The 19,252-nt window shown below is 73.3% G+C and carries 5 protein-coding genes; 4 read left to right on the top strand and 1 reads right to left on the bottom strand.

The window, feature by feature from the left end:
• Window positions 1–159 precede the first annotated feature (159 nt).
• From FMQ63_RS00475 to FMQ63_RS00485, 3 genes are all read left to right on the top strand, one after another.
• Window positions 160–5,676, top strand: coding sequence for a hypothetical protein (locus tag FMQ63_RS00475; protein ID WP_216608563.1), 5,517 nt, complete (start codon window positions 160–162; stop codon window positions 5,674–5,676).
• 41 nt (window positions 5,677–5,717) lie between these two features.
• Window positions 5,718–6,572, top strand: coding sequence for an NlpC/P60 family protein (locus FMQ63_RS00480; RefSeq protein ID WP_011556354.1), 855 nt, complete (start codon window positions 5,718–5,720; stop codon window positions 6,570–6,572).
• 68 nt (window positions 6,573–6,640) lie between these two features.
• Window positions 6,641–7,036: a hypothetical protein gene (locus tag FMQ63_RS00485; RefSeq protein WP_225909552.1), complete on the top strand. Its 396-nt coding sequence runs from the start codon at window positions 6,641–6,643 to the stop codon at window positions 7,034–7,036.
• A 1-nt stretch (window position 7,037) separates the two neighbouring features.
• On the opposite strand, the gene FMQ63_RS00490 is transcribed toward FMQ63_RS00485, so the two are convergent.
• Window positions 7,038–9,461: a protein kinase gene (locus FMQ63_RS00490; protein ID WP_026113848.1), complete on the bottom strand. Its 2,424-nt coding sequence runs from the start codon at window positions 9,459–9,461 to the stop codon at window positions 7,038–7,040.
• A 223-nt stretch (window positions 9,462–9,684) separates the two neighbouring features.
• Between FMQ63_RS00490 and FMQ63_RS00495 the strand changes: the two genes are divergently transcribed.
• A complete protein-coding gene (locus tag FMQ63_RS00495; RefSeq protein ID WP_011556351.1) occupies window positions 9,685–19,233 on the top strand; it encodes a flagellar hook-length control protein FliK in 9,549 nt (3,182 codons plus the stop codon).
• Window positions 19,234–19,252 lie beyond the last annotated feature (19 nt).

Here is a 19,252-nt window from a genome sequence, read left to right on the forward strand (position 1 = left end):
AAGGGGGGCGCCCGCTGCGTTGACGCTCACGCACGGGTTGTGCAACCGGGTGCACAGGTGTCACGGGTGTGATGCAGCGTGTACGCGTTCCCCTTCGTCAGGGGGTGTCTGTACGCGACGGCCTCTTGAGTGGCATGTTCGTTGTATCGAGGGGGATGCATGTACTGCGCTGACTGCCGCGAAGAGCGGCGTGGCAAGGACTCGTGGTGTGCGCTGTGTGGCGCTCGGATGACGGCGCGCTCGCGTGAGGTCATCGAAGCAGAGCTCACGCACGTTCAATTCCTGCTCGATGAGCTGACGCGGTGGGAGTCGTCCGAGGTTCCTCCCAACGTCCGGCGCTTCATCTCGGAGCGGTATGAGCGTCAGGCACGCATCCTCCTCGCGGTTTTGACGGAGCTGCCTCCAGCGGGCTCAGCGGAGGCGGCCACCGTCGTGGCTCCGGCGCATGCGGATGCCGCGACGTCCGTTCCCGCCGCGTTGATGCAGGAGCCTCCCGCGCCGCAGGAGGCGGCTTCGGTACAACCGGAGGTCGAGGTGACTCCGGCCGTGGAGGCTCCGGGACTCACCGAGGAGCCGCGCCGGGCCGAGGCATCGGCTCCATCGGAGCCGGAAGACGTCGCGGCGCCGTCGCACCCGTCCGAGCCGGAGGCCGATGCCGGAGTGGACGCTGCGCCCGAGGCTGTGCAGTCGGATGATTCGCGCCCCGAGGCCCCGCCTGTCTGGCTGCCGCTGCCCGCGAATCCCGCGGAGCCCTATGCGGAGCCGCCGCCGGCGCGAAGCCTCACCGCGCGCCTCGTCGAGGAGACCTCCACCTGGAACCGCGTGTGGAGGCCGTTCCTCTACGAAAGCCTCATGTGGTTCGTCGGGGCCTTCCTCATCCTCTCCAGTGCCCTCTACCTCGTGTTCGAGAGTTGGGTGGGGATGTCGTCCGGCTTCCGCTCGCTCACGGTGTTCGGGCTGACGGCGAGCTGCTCCGCGGGCTTCACCGGTTGGGGCGCATACCTCGCCAGGCGCGAGGCGTTACGCAAGCCTGGGTACATCCTGGGGCTCATCGGTACAGCCGTGGCTCCGCTCGCTGGTATCGCACTGGGGCCCATGGGCTTGGGGGACGTCTTCCAACTGGGAGGCGTCGGCACGGTGTGGCTCATCCCCGCGCTGCTGGCATGGGCGGCAGTTGCGGCCTTCCTGGCGCGCAAGCCGCTGGAGGCCTTCGATTCCACGTCCCGTCCCTTCATCCAACTGGCGCTCGTGGCCAGTACCTTGATGATGGGGTTGGCGCCGCTCGCCGCGGGGCAGGGCGGCCTGGCGCTGTGGCTCAACGTCCTGCCGTGCGCGCTCTTCTTCCTCTTGTCCTCGCGTCCGCCACCAGCGCCGCGTGAGGGCACCGCGCTCGCTTTCGTCCTCGCCGCGCCGCTGTACCTGCTGCTGCTCTATTTCGCGCGCCTGCACGTCGCGCTGGCAGGCGCGGACGTGGCGGTCTCCGTTGGCACCTATGCCCCGTTCGGCGCCTTTCTCCTGGCCACCGCGTTGCGCTTCCGCACGCTGGATGCCGAGCGGGGCGCGGATTCGCTGTCCATTGGCGCGGTGTCACTCCAGGCCACCTGCCTCATCGCCGCGGCACTGGCTCCGGCGCCGGCGCTCTTCGTCACAGCGGCGGTCATCTCGTGGACGTTGCTGTCGCTGTCGCGCGGCGGCGTCGCTCGCATCCGGTGGGTCTACGCGGCCTATGCGAGCACGTACTTCGCCTATGCCTCCTTCTCCCAGCTCATCCCCGGGCCGGTGCGGCGCATCATCAATGCGGTGAAGGCCTGGTTCGGTTACACCACCGAGCCGCTGCCCCTTCAGTTCGGAGCGCTGTCCGCGTTGCCCTTCATCCTCGCGGGCGCGTTGTTCGCCGTGTCGCGGCTGTGGCGAGGTCAGCGTACGGGCAATGCACGGGACCTCGCGCTGGCGGAGGTGCTGCTGCGCGCCACCGCGGTGGCGAGCCCGCTCTTCGTCTTCTTTGGCCTGTCGGGACCGGACGCTCGGCCCTCCTTCTGGAGCGCGCTGGCGCTGGCGGTGCTGTGTCTCGTCCTGGGCCTGCTGGTGGAGCGTTTCTTCCTGACGGTGGTGGGGGCGGGGCTGTCGCTGTTCCTTCCCTTCCAGGCCTACGCCGTCCTGGGGGCGTCCGGCGGCGCGGTCGCGTCGGGGGCGCTGGCCCTCGTGCTCGCCGCGGTGAGCATGCTGTGCACCGCGCGCACACGCGGGTTGCTGGGCGCTGTCGTGGGCGTGGTGGCCACGGTGGGGTTCCTCATGGGCCTGACTGCCGGTGACGGCTTCACGGCCGTGACGGGCATGGCCCTGTGTGGCGCCGCCGCGGTGCTTGTCGCCTGGGTGCTTCAGCGTGCCTCCCTCATGGCGTTGGCGTCCGTGCTGGCGGCGGCCGCGCTTCCGCGCCTGGCGGGAGAGCTCTCGCCCACGGCGGTGGCGCCCACGCTCGCGGCGGTGGCGCTCGGGCTCTCGTTGCTGGGGATGCGGGGTGGGCTGGCGCGGTGGCTGGGCCTGCCGGGCGTCTTCTACGCGATGCTCGCGATTCCCTGGGGCGTGCTGGCCCAGGCGCCGGGGCTGGCCGGCATCATCCTGGTGTCCGCGGGCGCGGTGGCCGTGGCGTCACGGACCTTCCCGGTGGTGCGTCCCCTCGCGGTGCTCATGTCGGCCCTGGCGCTGGTGCACGACATCCCGGGGCTCTATTCGCCATGGGGGGGATGGATGTCACCGGGCCTGTCCGTGGCGCTGTTCTGCTGCTGGGCCCTGGGGGCTTCCGTCGCGGCGGCGCGGTGGGGTCGAGGCATCAGCGCGACGGTCGCCGGGCTCATCGCGCTCGTCTTCCCGCTGACGGCCCTGCTGGGCGCGCGTTCGTCGGAGCAGGCGCCCCTGTTGCTGGGGGCGGCGCTCGCGGCGCTGCTCACCGCGCGCGTACTGCCCGCGGGGCTGAGTGTCGCCGTGGCCGCGCTCTATGCGCTCACCGCGACGTTCAGTTTCGGCGCCGTGCCGTTGTTGTGCCTCGCCGGGGTGTTGAGTCTCCTGGCCGTGCTGGAGGAGGTCCCCGCGGTCTTGCGCGTGGGGGCGGGCGGTCACCGCTTCGCCCTGGCGGCGACGTTGTCCTCCGTCGTGGTGCTGGGCGTCGCGGTGGTGAAGTGGGACGACGCGGGGCTGCCGTTGCTGCTCGTGGGCACCTGTGTGCTGCCCCTGCTCTGGGCGCGAGCCAATCGCCAGCCGTTCTTCGCGTCGCTCGCTGTCCCGTATTCCTTCGTGGGCATCGTGGTGGTGGGGGGCGATGTGCCCTCGTGGGTTCGGGCGCTTCCGCTGCTGAGCCTGGCGCTGGTGCGTGTCGTGGCGCACGTCCCCGCCGCGGCATCGCTGCTGCTGCGCTCGCGTGAGGAGGCGCCTCGCCAGGCGCTGTCATCGTGGATGCAGGGATGGCTCGCCGTGGTGGCCCTGCCCGTGCTCCTCGTCGCGCTCAGGCCGTACCATGTCCCCACATCGCTCTATGTGCTGTTGGCGTCCCTGGCGCTGATGCCCGGACCGCGTCCCGTCTTGCGCGTGTGCGGCTCCGCGCTGGCCCTCCTCTTCTTCCTGGAGGCACGTCCCATCGTCATTGGCCTGCTGCTCGCGCTGGCCATCGCGGAGAGTCATCGGCCCGCTCGCGTGTGGGCGTTCTTCCGGAGCGCGCCGGACACAGCACTGCGGCCCGGCGCCGTCATCACGGCGCTCATCCTCGCGACGCTGCCCACCCTCTATTCGCCCACGCCGTCTCATCTGGCCACGCTGGCGGGCGTGTTGGCGCTGGCCGCGTTCCTGCTGTCTCAGCGGTGGCTGCTGACTCCCGCCATCTGGGCGTTGGCGTTGGCGCCCATGGGCGCGGTCAGAGTGAACGAGCTGTTCGAGCGGGGGCTCGACGCGGGCCTGTCCGTCATCGCCGTGGTGTTGGGCGCGGCCGTGGCGTCCGCCGTGTTCCAGTCCGGACGCCTCCAACGCGCGCTCACCCAGGCCTTCGCGAAGGTGTTGCCTCCGCTGGAAGACACCTGGAGCGAGCCGCTGTGGGTGGGCAGCGCCGGTGCGTTGGGCGCGCTGCTGCTGGAGCGCCTGCTCCTGTCAGGCCCTGGCTCGCTGCCTCTGCCGGTGGCGGTGGGCGCCGCGGTGACGGCGTGTGTGTTGATGGTGGCGAGGGAGCGGTGGATGGCCAACGTGGCCACCGCGTTGCTGGGGGCCTCGCTCGTCGCCGCCGTGGACCCGCTGTGGGTGCCCGCTGTCGTCAGTGGAACAGGGCTGGCGCTATGCCTCATCGGGTCGCTCGTGGACGCTCGCGGTGTGCGCGTGGGCGCCTCGTTGCACCATGGCGGCTGGGTGCTGGCGCTGCTGTCGCTCGCGGGCTTGCGCGAACTGGAGCACGTGGGCACCCCGCTGACGTTCCTCTTCGGCGTGGGCGCGGCGTGGGCTGTGGTGTGGCGGCGTCGCGAGCGCGAGGTGGTGGGGTGGCTGGCCTCGCTCGCCGCCGTGCACGGATGGCTGCTGTACCTGGGCGCGGTGTACTCCAGCGGCCGGGGCGCGGCGTTCATCCTGCCGTACCTCGGAGCGGCCAGCGCGCTGTTGGCGGCCCTCTCGCTCTTCGTGGCCAGCAAGTCGCGGCGCCGGAGCGTGGGGCACGGCTTCGCCGGGGTGGCGCTCTTCGAGGTGATGGCGGGGTTGGCGCTCGTCGACACGTCGCTGGGCGCGCTCCGCGAGGGACTGGTGGCGAGCGTGGCGCTGGGCGTGCTGCTCTTCGCCCTGGTCCGCCGCGCGGCCACGGAGAAGGAAGAGGCGTCCGCCTACATGGCGCAGGTGGTGCTCGCGCTGGGCTATCTCTCCGTCCGCATGCTGGGAATGGGGGCGCACCCGGGCCCCGGCGACAGCCTGGCGGCCCTGGTGGGCGGTGCGCTGTTCACCGGCCTCTACTTCTTCGTGCAGCGCGAGGGTTCCTCCCTGGCGTGTTTCCGACGCCCCGCCTTGTTGGGCGCATATCTCTTCCCGCTGGCGGGGTTGCTCTCCGCTCCATGGAGCGACCCCCTTCACGTGGCGGCGTTGATGGTGGGGTATGCCGCTCACTTCGCCGCGCTGGCCACGCACCCGCGGCATCGGGGCATGGCGTCGCTGACGTCGGTGGTGGCGTTCAACGCGGCGCTGCTGCTTGTGTGGCAGGGGACGGGCGCGGGAGAGGCGCAGTTCTATGTCATCCCCGCGGGGCTCTCCCTGCTCGCGTTGCTGCGCGTGTTCCGCGAGGCCATCGAGGTGGAGACCTATGCCCGGTTGCGTGCGCTGGCCGTCACCGCCATCTACGTTGCGGGTGCCTGGAAGCCGCTCATGTTCAATGATGGCGGTTCGATGCTCCTGTGCGTCACGCTCTGTGTGGTGGGCGTGGCGTGTGGCATCGCGCTGCGCATCCGCTCCTATATGTATCTGGGCACGGCGTTCCTGGTGACGTGCATCGTCGCCAACCTGGTGCGCTTCGGCATGCGGGACCACCGGATTGCCGCGGCCTCACTGTTCGTTCTGGGACTGATGGTCATTGGTTCCATGGTGATGCTCAGTGCGCACCGCGCGGCGCTGCTCCAGAGGTATGCACGGGTGCGAGCCATGCTCGCGACCTGGGAGGGCTGACACCGGGAGTTCTTGGCGGACGGCCTGGGAGGTGGTTTTGAATGCGGCCCCTCATGTCGCTCCGCCTTCCACTCCTTGCCGTCTTCCCCCTCAGCGTGCTCGTGGGGTGTGCCACTGTGAAGCCGCGCCCCTCGGAGCCCGTCGCCACGACGGAGGCGGTGACGGTGGCCGCGCCAGGAGGCCTCGCGGAGCCGGTGCCAGTGCCAGTCACTGCGGTGGAACTGGGGACCACCGAAGTCGCGCCCACGGTGGTGGCGACGCAGTGGGTGAGCGCGGGCGTGCTGGAGGCCACGCTGCGGGCGGCCGAGCAGGTGACGGGGCCCGCCAGCACCACCGGCCGATTTTGGGACGTGGTGCTCGCGCCTACGCAGATGTCGCGCTCCATCGTCCAGCGCTCCCTCCAGCTCGTGGGCATGCGCAGCCTGCGCCGAGTCAGCCGCGGCGTTCCGGATGACTGCTCCGGCTTCGTGCGCCTGGCGTACCGCTCCGCCGGCATCGACCTGGTGGCGCACGGCTTCCGCGCGGGAGAGAACGCCGTCTCCGCCATCTTCCGCCGTGCGGTGGATGTCGGCTCCGTCCACCACCAGCCGCCGCGTCCCGGAGACCTCGTCTTCTTCCGTGAGACGTATGACCGCAACCGCGATGGCCGCCGCAATGACGGCATGACACACATTGGCGTGGTGGAGGCCGTGGATGCGCATGGCACCGTCACCTTCATCCACCGGGGCGGCAAGGGCGTCGCGCGAAGCCGGTTGAACCTGTCCTTCCCGTCGAGGCACCAGTTGGAGCAGGGCGGGCCCGTGGTCAATGACTACATCCGCCCCGCCGCGAAGGGCTCGCGGGCCTATCTCGCCGGTGAGCTGTTCGCGGCGTTCGCGTCGCCTGAAGGGCTGTAACTTTCCAGTGCCTGGCTCATACCCTGCGTGGCTTTGAAGATGTGCCGCGCTGATGCGTCATGGGTGGCATGCGACTCGCCCTTGTCATTGGCTGTCTGATGCTCGCTTCGGGTTGTGTCCTGCACACCCGCTCACCTTCTCCGCATCCACCGCCTCCTCCGCATCGTCCGGTGGCGATGACGTACCGGGAAGCGGTGAACCTGGGCTTCAACCAATGTCGCTCGCGTGGCTATGAGTGCCGCCTGAAGGACGCGGACCGCAAGGGGCGGGACGTGTGGCGGGTGAAGTTCCATGCCTCCACGCGGAGGGCGAAGGGCCACCTGCACCTGGACTTCGATGCGTACTCGCGCAGCCTCCTGCGGGTGGATGACAAGGTGAAGGCCCGCCGACATGACTGGGACGACGATGACCGGCGCGGGCGCGGGCGCGGCAAGAAGAAGGGGCACGCCCGGCGGGATGACTGAGTCAGTCGCTCTTCTGCTTGAGTGACTTGATGGCGGTCGCCGCTGCTTCGTGGCCGCAGTCCTTGCTGCCCAGGAGGCCCTTCGCCTTGGGGAGCGAGGTGACGCGCTCCATCGCGGGGATGGCATCCGCGTCACCCAGGCCCGCGAGACGGTTGGCGGCCTGGGTGCGGATGTCGCAGTCCGGGGAGTTCAGCGCCTCGCTATAGGCGCGAACCAGGTTCACCCCGTCCGCGGCCTTCACAAACTCCAGGTAGCGCAGCGCGCCCCACTGGCGCAGGGAGTACGCCTCCTCGGCCAGGTCCTCGTAGTGGGCGCGCAAGCGGTCCTTCGGGAACCGGGCCAGGGCATTCCCCAGGACGGTGAGAGGCTCCTTGCCGTAGTCCTCCGCCAGGCCGTCGAGGATGAGCGGCTCCACGTCCTCGAGCTCCTCCTCCTTCAGGTGGCTGAGCGCAGTCCGTTCGCTGATGTGGTGCCCCTTGGCATGGTTCGCCGCCACGCGCGCGCGCCTCAGCGAGGGCAGTTCCTTCTCCTCGTCGGTGGCGGCGTCCATCAGCGCCAGGGCTTCGTTCAGCTTCCCATCCTCCAGCAGCGCGAAGGCCCGGGTGCCAGCGTCGTTGCGCTGGCTCAGCCACGCGGCGCCAGCGCCCAGGAGCACCACCGCGCCGGCGACCAGCGCCGCCTCGCGCCTCCGCTGACGCAGCAGCTCCCCCAGTCCGGTGGGCAGCTTCACGGCCTGGAGCTTCGCCAGCAGGGGCGCGAGCGCGTTGCCCCGGCTGCCTTGCGAGGCGAAGCGGTCTCCAAAGGGCGGGCCCTCCGCGGCGCGCTGGCAGCGGTAGAGCTGGAGTTGCTCGTTGCGGCCGGGGAGGGTGATGGCGCCGCAGGGCTCGGCGGTGGCCTCCGCGCGGTTGCGCGCCAGGTTCACCGCTTCAGTGAAGGTGACCTCACCCGCGCTGGCGACATGCTCCACGGCCTCGATGACCTCCATGGGCTCGCCCAGCACGGAGTCCGGCGTGGCGAGCACCTCGCCCGCGTGCAGGCAGACGCGCACGTTGAGGCGGTCCACTTCCGGCACCGTCTGGTTGTGGCGCCACAGCCGGTCCTGCATGGCCATGCCACACAGCACGCCCGCGGTGGGGGAGCGGAACACCACCAGCAACGCGTCCCCACGCTTCTGGACCAGTCGCCCGTCGTGCTCCTTCACCAGGGGCATCAGCAGCTTGTCGTGCGTCTCCAGCATCCGCGCGTTCTCTTCGTGCGTCTGCCGGCTGGTGCGCTCGGTGAAGCCCTGGATGTCGGTGAGCATCACCGTGAGGTTCTGCGGCTTCACCACCGACGCGTTGCCGCCCGTCACTGCGGCCACGCCGCCGGAGGACTTCAGTCCGAAGGACGCCGTCCCCGTGTGCGGGGAGGCCGCCGGCAGGGCGCCCGAGGCCGAGCCGCTGCTGGAGGCCACGCCGAACGCGGCGGTACCACTGCTCGCCTGCGGCGCCGGAGCGACTCCCGCGAAGGCCGCCGTGCCCGTGGGGCCCGAACTGCTCCCCGAGGCACTCCCGGTGCCGAACACCGACGTGCCCGAGGAGGGCGTGGCGCCACTCCCGGGCTGCGGGACGTAGGCAGGGGTGCCCAGGCCGGGCGTGAAGGCGGAGAGGGCGGAGTGCGCCGCGGCCAGCGCGTCGGCCAGTTCGTGCGCGCTCTGGGGACGCTTGCTCGCGTCCTTCTCCAGCAGGCGCATCACCAGCGACAGCAGGCCCACATAGCGCGACAGCGTGGGGGCCGCGCGGTCCAGGGGCAGCGGCGCGGCGGAGGCGTGCTGCGACAGGAAGTTTCGCGGCAGGGGCCCGTCGAAGGGGAGCCGCCCGGACAGCACGCGGTAGGTCAGCACGCCGAACGAGTACAGGTCGCTGCGCGTGTCCACCTTCGCGCCCACGGCCTGCTCCGGCGACAGGTACTCCGGCGTGCCCAGCACCACGCCAATCTGGCTGACGCTGCTGGCGGCGTCTGGCTCGACCAACCGGGCGATGCCGAAGTCCAGGAGCCGGGCCTGCTCGCCCCGGGCGCTCTTGGAGATGAAGACGTTCTCCGGCTTCAGGTCGCGGTGGATGATGCCCTTGTCGTGGATGGCGGCCAGGCCCTCCGCCAACTGCTGGAGCAGGGGCAGCGCGCGGCCCGGGGGCATGGGGCCCGGCGTGAGCACGTCGTACAGGCTCTCACCTTCGACGAACTCCATGACCAGGCAGGCGTGGTCGCCGGATTCGCCGAAGTCGACGATGCGCACCACGGCCGGGTGCTCCACGGCGGAGAGGAGGCGCGCCTCGCGCTTGAAGCGCTCCGCCATGCCGGCCTGGGCGTGGAGGTCATGGTGCAGGACCTTGATGGCCACCTTGCGGCCCAGGGAGACCTGTTCGCCAAGGTAGACCTCACCCATTCCGCCCGAGCCCAGCGGACGGAGAACCCGGAAGCGACCGTCGAGGACAAGGGAGTCAGGGGCCAGCACGCGGGGCGCATCTTGTCCGACTTCGGCCCAGCGCGCAGCCCGTTCCTTCACCCTGGATTCAGGGAGCCATCACGCCTCGTTGCTTGCCCCACAAGCTGGGGTTTGCCAGAAATTTCGAGGGCTTGGAGCCCGTGCTAACGTCCCTGCTCCCGCGATGGCTACCGAAAGCGATTCTCCCAAGCCCGCCACGGCGCTGGATGCGCGCGCCGCCGCCCCCGAATTGCGCCTGCTGGACCGCAGGGCGTTCGTGGGCTTCCCGGCGCTGGAGGTCCTGCCGGGACTGCGCATCTCCGACTTCGCACTCCAGATTCCGGACGTCAGCTTCCCCTTCAACGTCAGCGCCGGCGCCACGCGCTACCAGCGCAAGAAGCTGCACTTCGGCTTCCTCGAGCTGTCCGTCGACGCGGACCTGGTGACGCGCCGGGTGGCGGAGCTGGCCGGGCGTCTGGCCGGCATCGAGGACCTGCGCCTGCACTTCCGGCCCGGCTACCTCGAAGGCCAGGGACGGTTGCCGGCGCCGGAGCACACGCCCTTCACCTTCAAGGTGGCGTTCGACGCGGATGGGGAGCGGCTCGCCGTCTACCTCTACGACGTGCGCCTCTATGGCTTCTCCTCCACGCCGTCCGTGCAGGTGCCGGGGCTCTTGTCCGCGGCCATGGGCGCGCTGGCGCTGGTGCCGGATGTCGAGGTCCGCGGGGCCACGGGATTCTCCACGCGCGTGCTGCCCGCGCTGTGCCAACTGGCGGCGGTCAGCCGCGGCTACAAGATGCCGACGCTGGACACCGCGCGCCTGTCGGCTGCGGAGGTCTCCAGCACGGGCCTGCGCCTGCGCTTCTCCGCGGGAGGACTGCCGCCGCCGTCGCCCCCGGACGAGGAGCTGCTGCTCGCACTGGAAGGCGCGCGCGCCTTCGCGGACGCCGAAGGCCTCATCGCGCAGGGCCGGCTGGCCGACGCGCGTCAGGCGTATCTCCAGGCCGGTGACGCGCAGGACGCGCACCCCTTCGCCGCCGAGCGGCTGCTGTCGCTGATGGTGGCGGACCCGCAGGCGCATGACCTGGCGCTGGACGTGGCGGCGACGCTGCAACGCCGCAGGGACCGCAGCCCCGCTTCGCTCTGGGGCGAGGCCGTGGTGCGCGAGCGCCGGGGCGAAGGTGCCCGCGCCGCCGAGCGCTACCTGGCGCTGTGCGCGCTCGCGCGCCGGACCTCGGAGGAGGCCGCGGCCTTCTTCGCCGCCGAGGCCGCCGCCCGCTGCTCGCGCGACACCGCGCCCCAGGTGGCGGTGAAGGCGCTGCACGAACTGCTGGGGCTCAAGCCCGACCACCTGCCTTCGCTCAAGGCGCTGGCGCGTGCGTCCGACCAGGCCCGCGACAGGGCGGGCGCGGTGCGTGCCTATCGCCGGTTGGCGGCGCTCGCTCGCGACCCGGCCGAGGCCGCCGATGCGCACGTGCACCTGGCCCGGCTGTGCGCGCAGACGGAAGACGACATCGCCGGCGCGCGCCTGCACTGCGAGGCCGCGCTGCGGCTGGCGCCGGACCATCCGGACGCGCTGCTGCTGTTGGGCGAGCTGTGCCATCGCGGTGGTGAGCACCTGCGCGCGCTGAAGGCCCTGGACCGTCTGCGTGAGGTGGCCATGGGCCGCCACGAACTGGACCGGGTGGGCCATGCCGACCTGATGGCCGGCCGCGTGTGGGACGAAGGCCTGAAGCAGCCGGAGAACGCGCTGCTGCGCTTCCGGGAGGCGGTGTCGCTGCTGCCCGGTGAGCCGGAGCCGCTGTTCGCCGCCGCCCGTGTGGCGGAAGGGCTGGGCCGGTTGCAGGAGGCGCTCGCGGGCTACCAGCAGGCGCTGGAGCTGGCGGGGCCGGCGCCGCGCTCGGAAGGGGTGCGGCACGCCGCGCACGCCAGCCACCACGCCCTGGCGCGGCTGTACCGCACGCGGCTGGGTGACCCTGCGCGCGCGCGGGAGCACCTGGAGTCCGCGCTGGCGTTGGATCCGCGCGACGCGGTGGCGCTGGAGGAGCTGATTCCGTACTTCCGCGCCACCGGCCGCTCGCAGGAGCTGGCGGAGGCGTTGGAGAAGGCCGCGGCGCTCCAGGACGCGCCCGGCAAGCGCGCGGCGGCCTGGGCCGAGGCGGGCGAGCTGTACCGGGGCAAGCTGCAACAGCCGGAGAAGGCGGAGCGGCTGCTCCTGCTGGCGCTGGAGGCGGATGGCGACCACCGGCCCGCGCTGGAGTCGTTGCTGGCGCTGGCCGAGGCCCGGCGTGACGGCGCGCTGCTGACGCGGTGCCTGTCTTCGCTGGCGCGGCTCGCCACGGACCTGAAGGAGCGCGCGCAGAAGTACCGCCGGCTCGCGGTGGCCGCGCGCGACCTCGCCTTCGATTTGGACCTGGCCGTCCACGCGCTCCAGGAAGTGCTGCGCGCCGAGCCGGATGACCTGCCCGCGCTGGGCGAGCTGTGCGCGTTGCAGCGCAAGCGCGCCGACATGGCGGGGCTCGCCGACGCGCTGGAGGTGCGCGCGCGGGTGGCCGAGGCGCAGGGCGACAAGCGGCTGGCCGCGGCGGCGCTGCGTGAGCTGGCCGGAGTGCTGGAGGCCCGGCTGGGCCGCGTGGGTGACGCGCTGGTGGCGCTGGAGAAGGCCGCGCGGCTGGCGCCGGACGCCGCGGTGCTGCTGGACCTGGCGGACCTGTCGCTGCGCTGCGAGCGCCCCGAGCATGCGCGGCGCGCACTGGAGAGCTTGCTGTCCACGCTGCCTCGCACGGCGGCGCCGGAGAAGCTGGCGGACGTGCGTTCCCGGTTGGGTCGCGCGTGCGAGATGCTGGGGGACCGCGAAGGCGCCATCGCCGCCTACGCGCAGGCCTTCCCGCTGCGCCGGCTGGATGATGCCCTGGCCGCGCGCCTGGAAGCGCTCTACACGGAGGCCGGGGAGTCGCAGGCGCTGGCCGAGCTGTGGGCCAACCGCGCCCAGGCGCTGATGGGCGCCGACCGCGCCGAGGAGGCCGCGCCGCTGTTCCTCCAGAGCGCTCGTACGCTGCTCGAGCGAGGCGAGAACGCCGCGGCGCTGATGCGTCTGACGGCCGCGCTGGAGGCGAACCCCGAGGGCCCGCTGGCCGCCGAGGTGTTGGAGTCGCTGGCCGAGTTGGAGCTGGAGCGAGGCGAGAAGCTGGAGGCCGCGCGCCTGTACGCGCGCCGCGCCGCGCTGATGCCCGAGGCCCGCGCTGGCGCGAAGCTGCTGTTCCGCGCCTCGCTGCTCGCCGCGGGGACCAGCCGCGAGGAGGCCTTCCTCGCGGACGCCCTGGAGCGTGACGCGAGCTACGCGCCCGCGCGCCAGCGCCGGGGCGAGCTGCGTCTGCCCACGGATGCCCGCGCCGCTTTGGAGGACTTCGAGGCCGTGCTGGCGCTGCCGCCCGCGGACGGCGATGCGCCTCGCGAGAGTGAGCGCGTAGCCCTGACGCGCAAGGCCGCCACCGCGGCGGTGCGCGCGAGCCGCACGGATGCCGCCCGCCGCCTGCTGGCCGAGTACAGCGCCCGCGCGCCGGAAGATCTGGACGCCCGGGTGGAGCTGGCGTCGCTGCACCGCAAGGCGGGTGCGCGCGAGGCCCTGGCGGACCTGCTGGTGGAGCTGTGGCCGCGCCTGTCCGGCGAGCCGCGCCGCGCCGCCCGCCGCGAGCTGGCCGAGCTGTCGCTGGGCCTGGGGCGCGCCACCTCCGCGGTGGACGCGCTGCGCAGCCTGCGCCTGGAGGAGCCGCAAGACACCTGGGCGGCGCAGTCGCTGCTGGACCTGCTGCCTCCACCCGGCACCGGCACGCCGGAAGAGGAGACGGAGCGGCTGGAGTTGCTGAGCACGCTCGTGGCCGCCGCCTCGGGCGAGGCGCGCGCGGAGCTGCTGGCCCGGCGCGCCGTGCTTCACCGCGCCGCGGGCCGGGTGGCCGCCGCGCGCGATGACTTCTCGGAGGCCGCGAAGGGTTCTCGTCGCCCCGCCTCGTTGCTGCTCGCGCTGACGGAGCTGGCGCGCGAGTCGGGCGATGAGGCCGCGGAGCTGGACGTGTGGCGCCGCGCCGTATCCGCCGACGCCAACCTCGCCGCCCGCGCTCGCGAGCGGCTGCTGGCCCTGTCCGCCACGCTGGTCGAGAAGGACGAGCGCGCCCTCGCGCGCGAGGCCCTGGGCGCGGCCATTGGACTGGAGCTGTCCGCGGCGGAGCGGTGTGACGCCTTCTTCTCCCTCGCCGAGCTGGCGCGCCGTGATGGCCAGCCGGAGGACGAGGCCGCCGCGCTCGCCGAGGCGGCCCTCCAGGGACCCGCGCCTCGCCGCGTGGAGGCACTGCTGGCGCGCGCCGCGCTGCTGGAATCCAGCGGCCGCATGGCGGACGCGGGGCAGAGCCTGGAGGCCGCGCTCGCGCTGGCCCCGAGGCACGCGCAGGCCACCGCCGCGCTCCAGCGCGTGCTGCGGACCCGGGAGGACTGGGCCGCGCTGGCCGAGCTGCTCTCCACCGAGGCACCCCATGTGGCGCCCGCCGAGGCGGCCGCGATGTACGCAGAGCTGGCCAGCCTCTACCTGGACCGGCTGTCGCAGCCGGTGCCCGCCGAGGCCGCGCTGCGGCAGGCGCTGCGCCTGTCCCCGTCTGACGCCGCCGTTCGCCGTCGCCTCGTCTCGCTGGTGGCGGAGCGTGGGGAGTTGCGTGAGGCCGCGGCGCTGCTGGAGACCGCGGCGGAGAGCGCCACCGCGCACGACGCGGCGCTGCTGCTGCGTGAGGGCGCGGGTTACGCACGCGGCGCGCACGACCTGGACAAGGCGCTGAAGCTGGCGCGCAAGGCCCACGCGCTGGTCCCCGCGCAGGGGCCGGAGCTGGCATCGCTGGCGGAGTTGCTCTACCTGCGCGGCGCGGTCATCGAGGCGCTGCCGCTGCAAGACGCACTCGCCGCCGCCGCGGATTTCCGAAGCGCGCCGGAGGCCGCGGAGTCCACGTGGCTGCGCCTGGCGGAGCTGGCCGAGCAGACCGGAGAGACGAAGCGCGCGGTGGCGGCGTACCGGAAGCTGCTCGTGGAGCGGCCCCTGTGCGAGGCCGCCGTCATGCGTCTGGCCGCGCTGCTGGAGAAGGATGACCCGCGCGGCGCCTTCGACGTGCGCGTCACCCACGCGCACGCATTGGCTCCGTCCGAGGACACCGTGCAGCGGCTCGTCGAGCTGTCGGCGCGGGCCCGCGAGGTGCTCGCGGACGCGGGTGTGGCGGCCTCGCTGCTGGCGCGCGCCGCGTCGCTGGCGTCGGAGCCGCTGCCGCTGCGTCGCCGGTTGGCGGCGCTGCACCGGGAGACCGGCCGCACCGTGGAGTTGCTCGCGGAGCTGCGCCAGGTGGCCACCCTCAGCCTCGAGGCAGGGGACCCGGACGCGGCGCTCGAGGCCTATCAGGAAGAGGCCCGGCTCGCGGTCGACCTGGGCCGCGCGGACGACGCGCTGCGGGCGCTGGCGGATGCGCGCGACTTGTTGGAGGCGCGGGGGCAGCAGTCCGAGGCCGCGGCGTGCGAGCGCTACCGGGCGAAGCTGCTGCGCGACGTGAAGCTGGACCCCGCCGGCGCCGAGGTCGCGCTGGAGCGCGCCTTTGCCCTGGCCGTGGACCTGGGCACCGCGAAGCTGGGCGCGGCGCTGGCCGAGCGTCGCGACGACGCGGAGGCCGAGGCGCGTTGGCTGGAGCGCGCGCTGCCGCTGCTGGATGACGCGGGCGAGGCCGCGGCCGTGTTGCTGCGGCTGGCGCGGCTGAACCTGGGCGTGCTGTCAGACGTGGCGAAGGCCGAGGAGTTGCTGCGCTCGGCGCTGCGCAAGGACCGGGCGCTGACGGAGGCCGAGGGCCTGCTGGAGAAGCTCCTGGAGAGCGACGGCCGGCTGGCGGAGCTGGCGGCCTGGTACGAGGAGTGCGCGGAAGGCGAGCCCGACGCGGCCCGTCGCGCGGAGCTGTTCCTGCGCGCCGCCGTGCTGTACCGCGACCGGGCAGGGCGCCCGGAGTCCGCCGCCGCGGCCTTCATCGCGGCGCGTGGCGCGCGCCCGGACGACCTGGAACTCACCGCGCAGGCGGCGGAGCTGCTACACGAGGTGAAGCGCCACGCGGACGCCGCGGAGTTCGACGCGGTGCTGCTGGAGGCGGACCCGTTCCGCGAGCCCGTCTTCGCTCGGCACCTCGCCTTTCTGGATGAGGCCGAGGACCACCAGGCGCTCGCCGAGCTGATGCTGCGCAGGGCGCAGCGCCAGGAAGCCGCAGGCGCCGCGGAGAGCTATCTGTCCGCCGCCCGTGCCTTCCGCGCGGCCGGTGCCCGCGAGCGGGCGCTGCTGTGCGAGGACCAGGCCTTCGAGCTGAGCCCCGCGAGCGCGGAGGCCTTCGAGCGCGTGCGTGAGCGCGCGGCCGGTGACGTGCGCCGGCTGGCGGACCTGCTGTCCCAGCGCGCCGCGGCCCTGTCCACGTCGGAGGCCCTGCCGCTGCTGCGCGAGCGCGCCGCTCGACTGCTGGACGCGGGCGAGGCGCTGCTGGCCGCGGAGGCCTTCGACGAATACCTCTCCCTGGCGGGGGATGACGTGGACGCCCTGTCCGCGCGCGCCGAGCTGGCCGCGAAGGGTGGAGGCCCCGTCGCCGCGCGCCCCTACGACCGCCGCTTGCTGGACGTGGGCGGGGACGCGCTGCCGGTGCCGGTGCGCACGCGGACCTGGCTGCGGTTGGGCCATGCCTCGCTCGGCGCGGGCGCGTTCCACGACGCGGCGGATGCCTTCGAGTCCGTGGTGGCGCTGGAGCCGGAAGGCGAGCGCGGCCGCGAGGCGCTGTCGCTCCTGGCCGAGGTGCACTCGCGCACGGGCAACGCGCCGGGCCTCTACCGGGCGTCGCTCCAACTGGCGCGCCATGCGGAGGACGCCGCCACCGCCGAGGTGCTCTACCGCCGCGCGGCGGACCTCTTCGACGACCCGAAGGACGCCATCGACGCGCTGTTGCCGCTGGCGCGCCTGCGTCCCGCGGATGCGTCCGTCATCGACCGGGCCGTGGCGGGGCTGCACGCCCTGGGACGTCATGGCGACCTGCTGGACGTGTACGCCTCGGGCGCGGAGGCGGCGGGTGGCCGTCGCGCCGCGGAGCTGCTGTTGGCCGCCGCGTCGGTGGCCTCCAGCTCGCTGGCGGATGAAGACGCGGCCTGGACGCTGACCCAGCGCGCCGCGGAGGCCGCGCCGGAGGACCTCACCGCGCTCCAGGCACTGGTGACGGGCCTGCGTCAGCGGGGCGACTCCACGCGGCTGCTGGAGGCGCTGGAGCAGTGGGTGCCGCGCGTCGAGGACGCCGACGAGGCCGCGGTGCTGCGGCTGGAGCTGGCCGAGCTCGCGCGTGACGCGGGCCGCGTGGATGTGGCGCGCGAGGCACTGGAGGAAGTGGCCGCGCGTGGCGCCTCGGGCGCGGGTTACGCGGACGCGCTGGAAGCCCTCGAGCCGCTGCTGAAGGACGCCCCCGCCCGCCGCGCCGAGGTGCAGGTGGCGCGCGCGGAGTTGGCCTCCGGCCGCGAGCGGCAGGTGCTGCTCATGGCGGCCGCGCGGGGCTTCGAGTCCGCGGGACAGCTTCCGGAGGCCCTGAAGGCGGCGAAGGACGCCGCCTCGGTGGAGCCGGACGTCGACGCCGCCCTGCGAGTGGCCCACCTGTACCGCGCGTCGGGCGAGGCGCCTCGCGCGGCGCGGGCGCTGCTTCAGGCCGCGCGGCTGGCGGCGCCGGAGGAGCGCCCCCCGCTGCTGCTGGAGGCCGCGGGCCTCTGGGAGAAGGCGGGAGAGCACGGTGAGGCGCTGGAGGTGTTCGAGCGCATCGCCACCGAGGCATCGGACATGCTCGCGCCCTCGGAGCTGGCCGAGCGCTTCGGCCGGCTGGGGGCCTTCGCTCGCGCGCTGGAAGTGGGCTTCGCGCCCGCCATGGCCTCGGGCGACCTGACCGACGCGCTGGCCATGGCCGCGCAGGCGGGCGACACGGCGCGCACGCGAGAGGCGCTGTGGGCCCTGGCCGCGCTGGCGGACGCGGACCCCGCGCATGCCTCGGCCCTGGCGGATGGCCTGCGCGCGGAAGGCGACGCGGAAGGGTTGCTGGAGCTCGCGGGCCTGTCCGCCGCGCGTGACGCCGCGTTCGCGGTGGCGCTGCGCGATGAGGTGCTCCGCTCGGCGGCGGCCTCGGTGCTGCCTCGCCTGCGCGCGCTGGAAGAGCTGGCGCCCGAGCCGGGCTTCGCGGCCCGTCTGACGCTGTTGCTGCCCACCCTGGAGAAGCTCCCGGAGGCGCTGGCGGAGGCGGTGCTGACGCAAGTGCATGCGCAGCCGGGCACGGTGCGCGTGGAAGCGCTGGCCATGGCGGCGGACGGCTGGCCCTCGCGACGCAAGTCGCTCTTGCGCGAGCGTTACGCACTGGAGCTGGAGCTGGGCCGCTACGAGGCCTGCGTGCGCACGCTGTCTCAGGTGGCCGGCGAAGAGTCGGACGCGGTGGCGCGCGCCGTCCTGCACCTGGAGCGCGGAGAGCTGCTGCTCAGCCCGCTGGAGCAACTGCCCGAGGCGCGCGAGGCCTTCGAACAGGCCCTGAAGGACGACCCCGCGCAGCTCCATTCCCTGCGGCACCTGTTGTCGCTGGTGGACCTGGGCGAGGAGCCCGCTGTCTTCGTGTCGCTGGTGGAGCGGCTGGAGCAGGCCGCGGGCGTGGAGTCCGGCAACACCTACCGCGAGCGGCTGGCGGACGCCTACGAGGCCCTGGGCATGGTGGCGGACGCGGCCGCGCAGCTCGAGCGGCTGCCGGAGACGGACGAACGGCTGGCCCGCCGCGCGAGGTTGGCGGAGGAGCGCGGCCTCACCGGCGAGGCCCTGCGCCTGCGCGAGCGGCTCACCGACGAACCCGCGGTGCTGGAGGCCATTCTCCGCGGCTACCTGGACGCGCAGTTGGTGTCGCCCGGAGCCCGGCTCGCCGCGCGCCTCTTCGAGGCCGGCGAGCTGTCCCCTGAAGTCACCCGCATGGCCGCCGAGCACCTCTCCACGGTGCCCGAGGGTGTGTCCCTGGCCGTCCGCATCTGGCCGCACCTGCTCCGGGAGCACCCGTTGGACGTGGATGGGTGGACGCTCTACGCGGAGGCCCTGCGGGCGCTGGGCCGGACGGAAGACTCGCAGCGCGCGGACGGCGTGGGCGCGGCCCTGTCCTCCAGCGACGCGGCGGCGCCTCAGGCCCCCGTGTCCACGCTGCCGGTGCCTTCGGGCTTCGAGCACCGGGTACCCGCCGGCGCGGTGCCGGTGACGGCCGAGCGCCTGCCCCGGCTCGCCGCGGCGCTTCGTCCCGTCCTGGCCTCGCTGGGCGCGGGCTCGCTGCAACTCGTGGTGGACCCGGTGGGCGGGGTGGAGGCGTACCTGGCCAGCGGCGACGTGCTGGTACTGGGCGCGGGCGCGCTGTCCTGCTTCGGCGCCTCCGAGCTGAGTTACCTGTGCGCGCTGGCGCTGGCGCTGGGTGAAGACGGCGTCAAGCTGGCCCGGCCCGGTCCGGTGCCGGCCATGGAAGCGGCGGCGGTGGCGGCCTTCCGCGCCGTGCCGGCCTCGCTGGCGGCGGGGCGCGTCCTGGCGCGGCTGGACGCGGAGGTGCGCGGAGGGGACCCGGCGCAGGTGGATGTAGGCGCCGTGCTTGCCCGCGGCGACACCTTCCGGGCGCTGGCCCTTTGCGTGCTGGACGGCGTCTAGCCGTGTAGCGTGACGCCGC

The organism is Myxococcus sp. CA005, assembly GCF_006518205.1.
GTDB lineage: Bacteria > Myxococcota > Myxococcia > Myxococcales > Myxococcaceae > Myxococcus > Myxococcus xanthus.

What these genes read in the sequence shown, in the direction of transcription:
- FMQ63_RS00480 (WP_011556354.1), top strand. Translation starts at nt 5,718, where the DNA reads ATGCGGCCCCTCATGTCGCTCCGCCTTCCACTCCTTGCCGTCTTCCCC.
- FMQ63_RS00475 (WP_216608563.1), top strand. Translation starts at nt 160, where the DNA reads ATGTACTGCGCTGACTGCCGCGAAGAGCGGCGTGGCAAGGACTCGTGG.
- FMQ63_RS00495 (WP_011556351.1), top strand. Translation starts at nt 9,685, where the DNA reads ATGGCTACCGAAAGCGATTCTCCCAAGCCCGCCACGGCGCTGGATGCG.
- FMQ63_RS00490 (WP_026113848.1), bottom strand. Translation starts at nt 9,461, where the DNA reads ATGGGTGAGGTCTACCTTGGCGAACAGGTCTCCCTGGGCCGCAAGGTG.
- FMQ63_RS00485 (WP_225909552.1), top strand. Translation starts at nt 6,641, where the DNA reads ATGCGACTCGCCCTTGTCATTGGCTGTCTGATGCTCGCTTCGGGTTGT.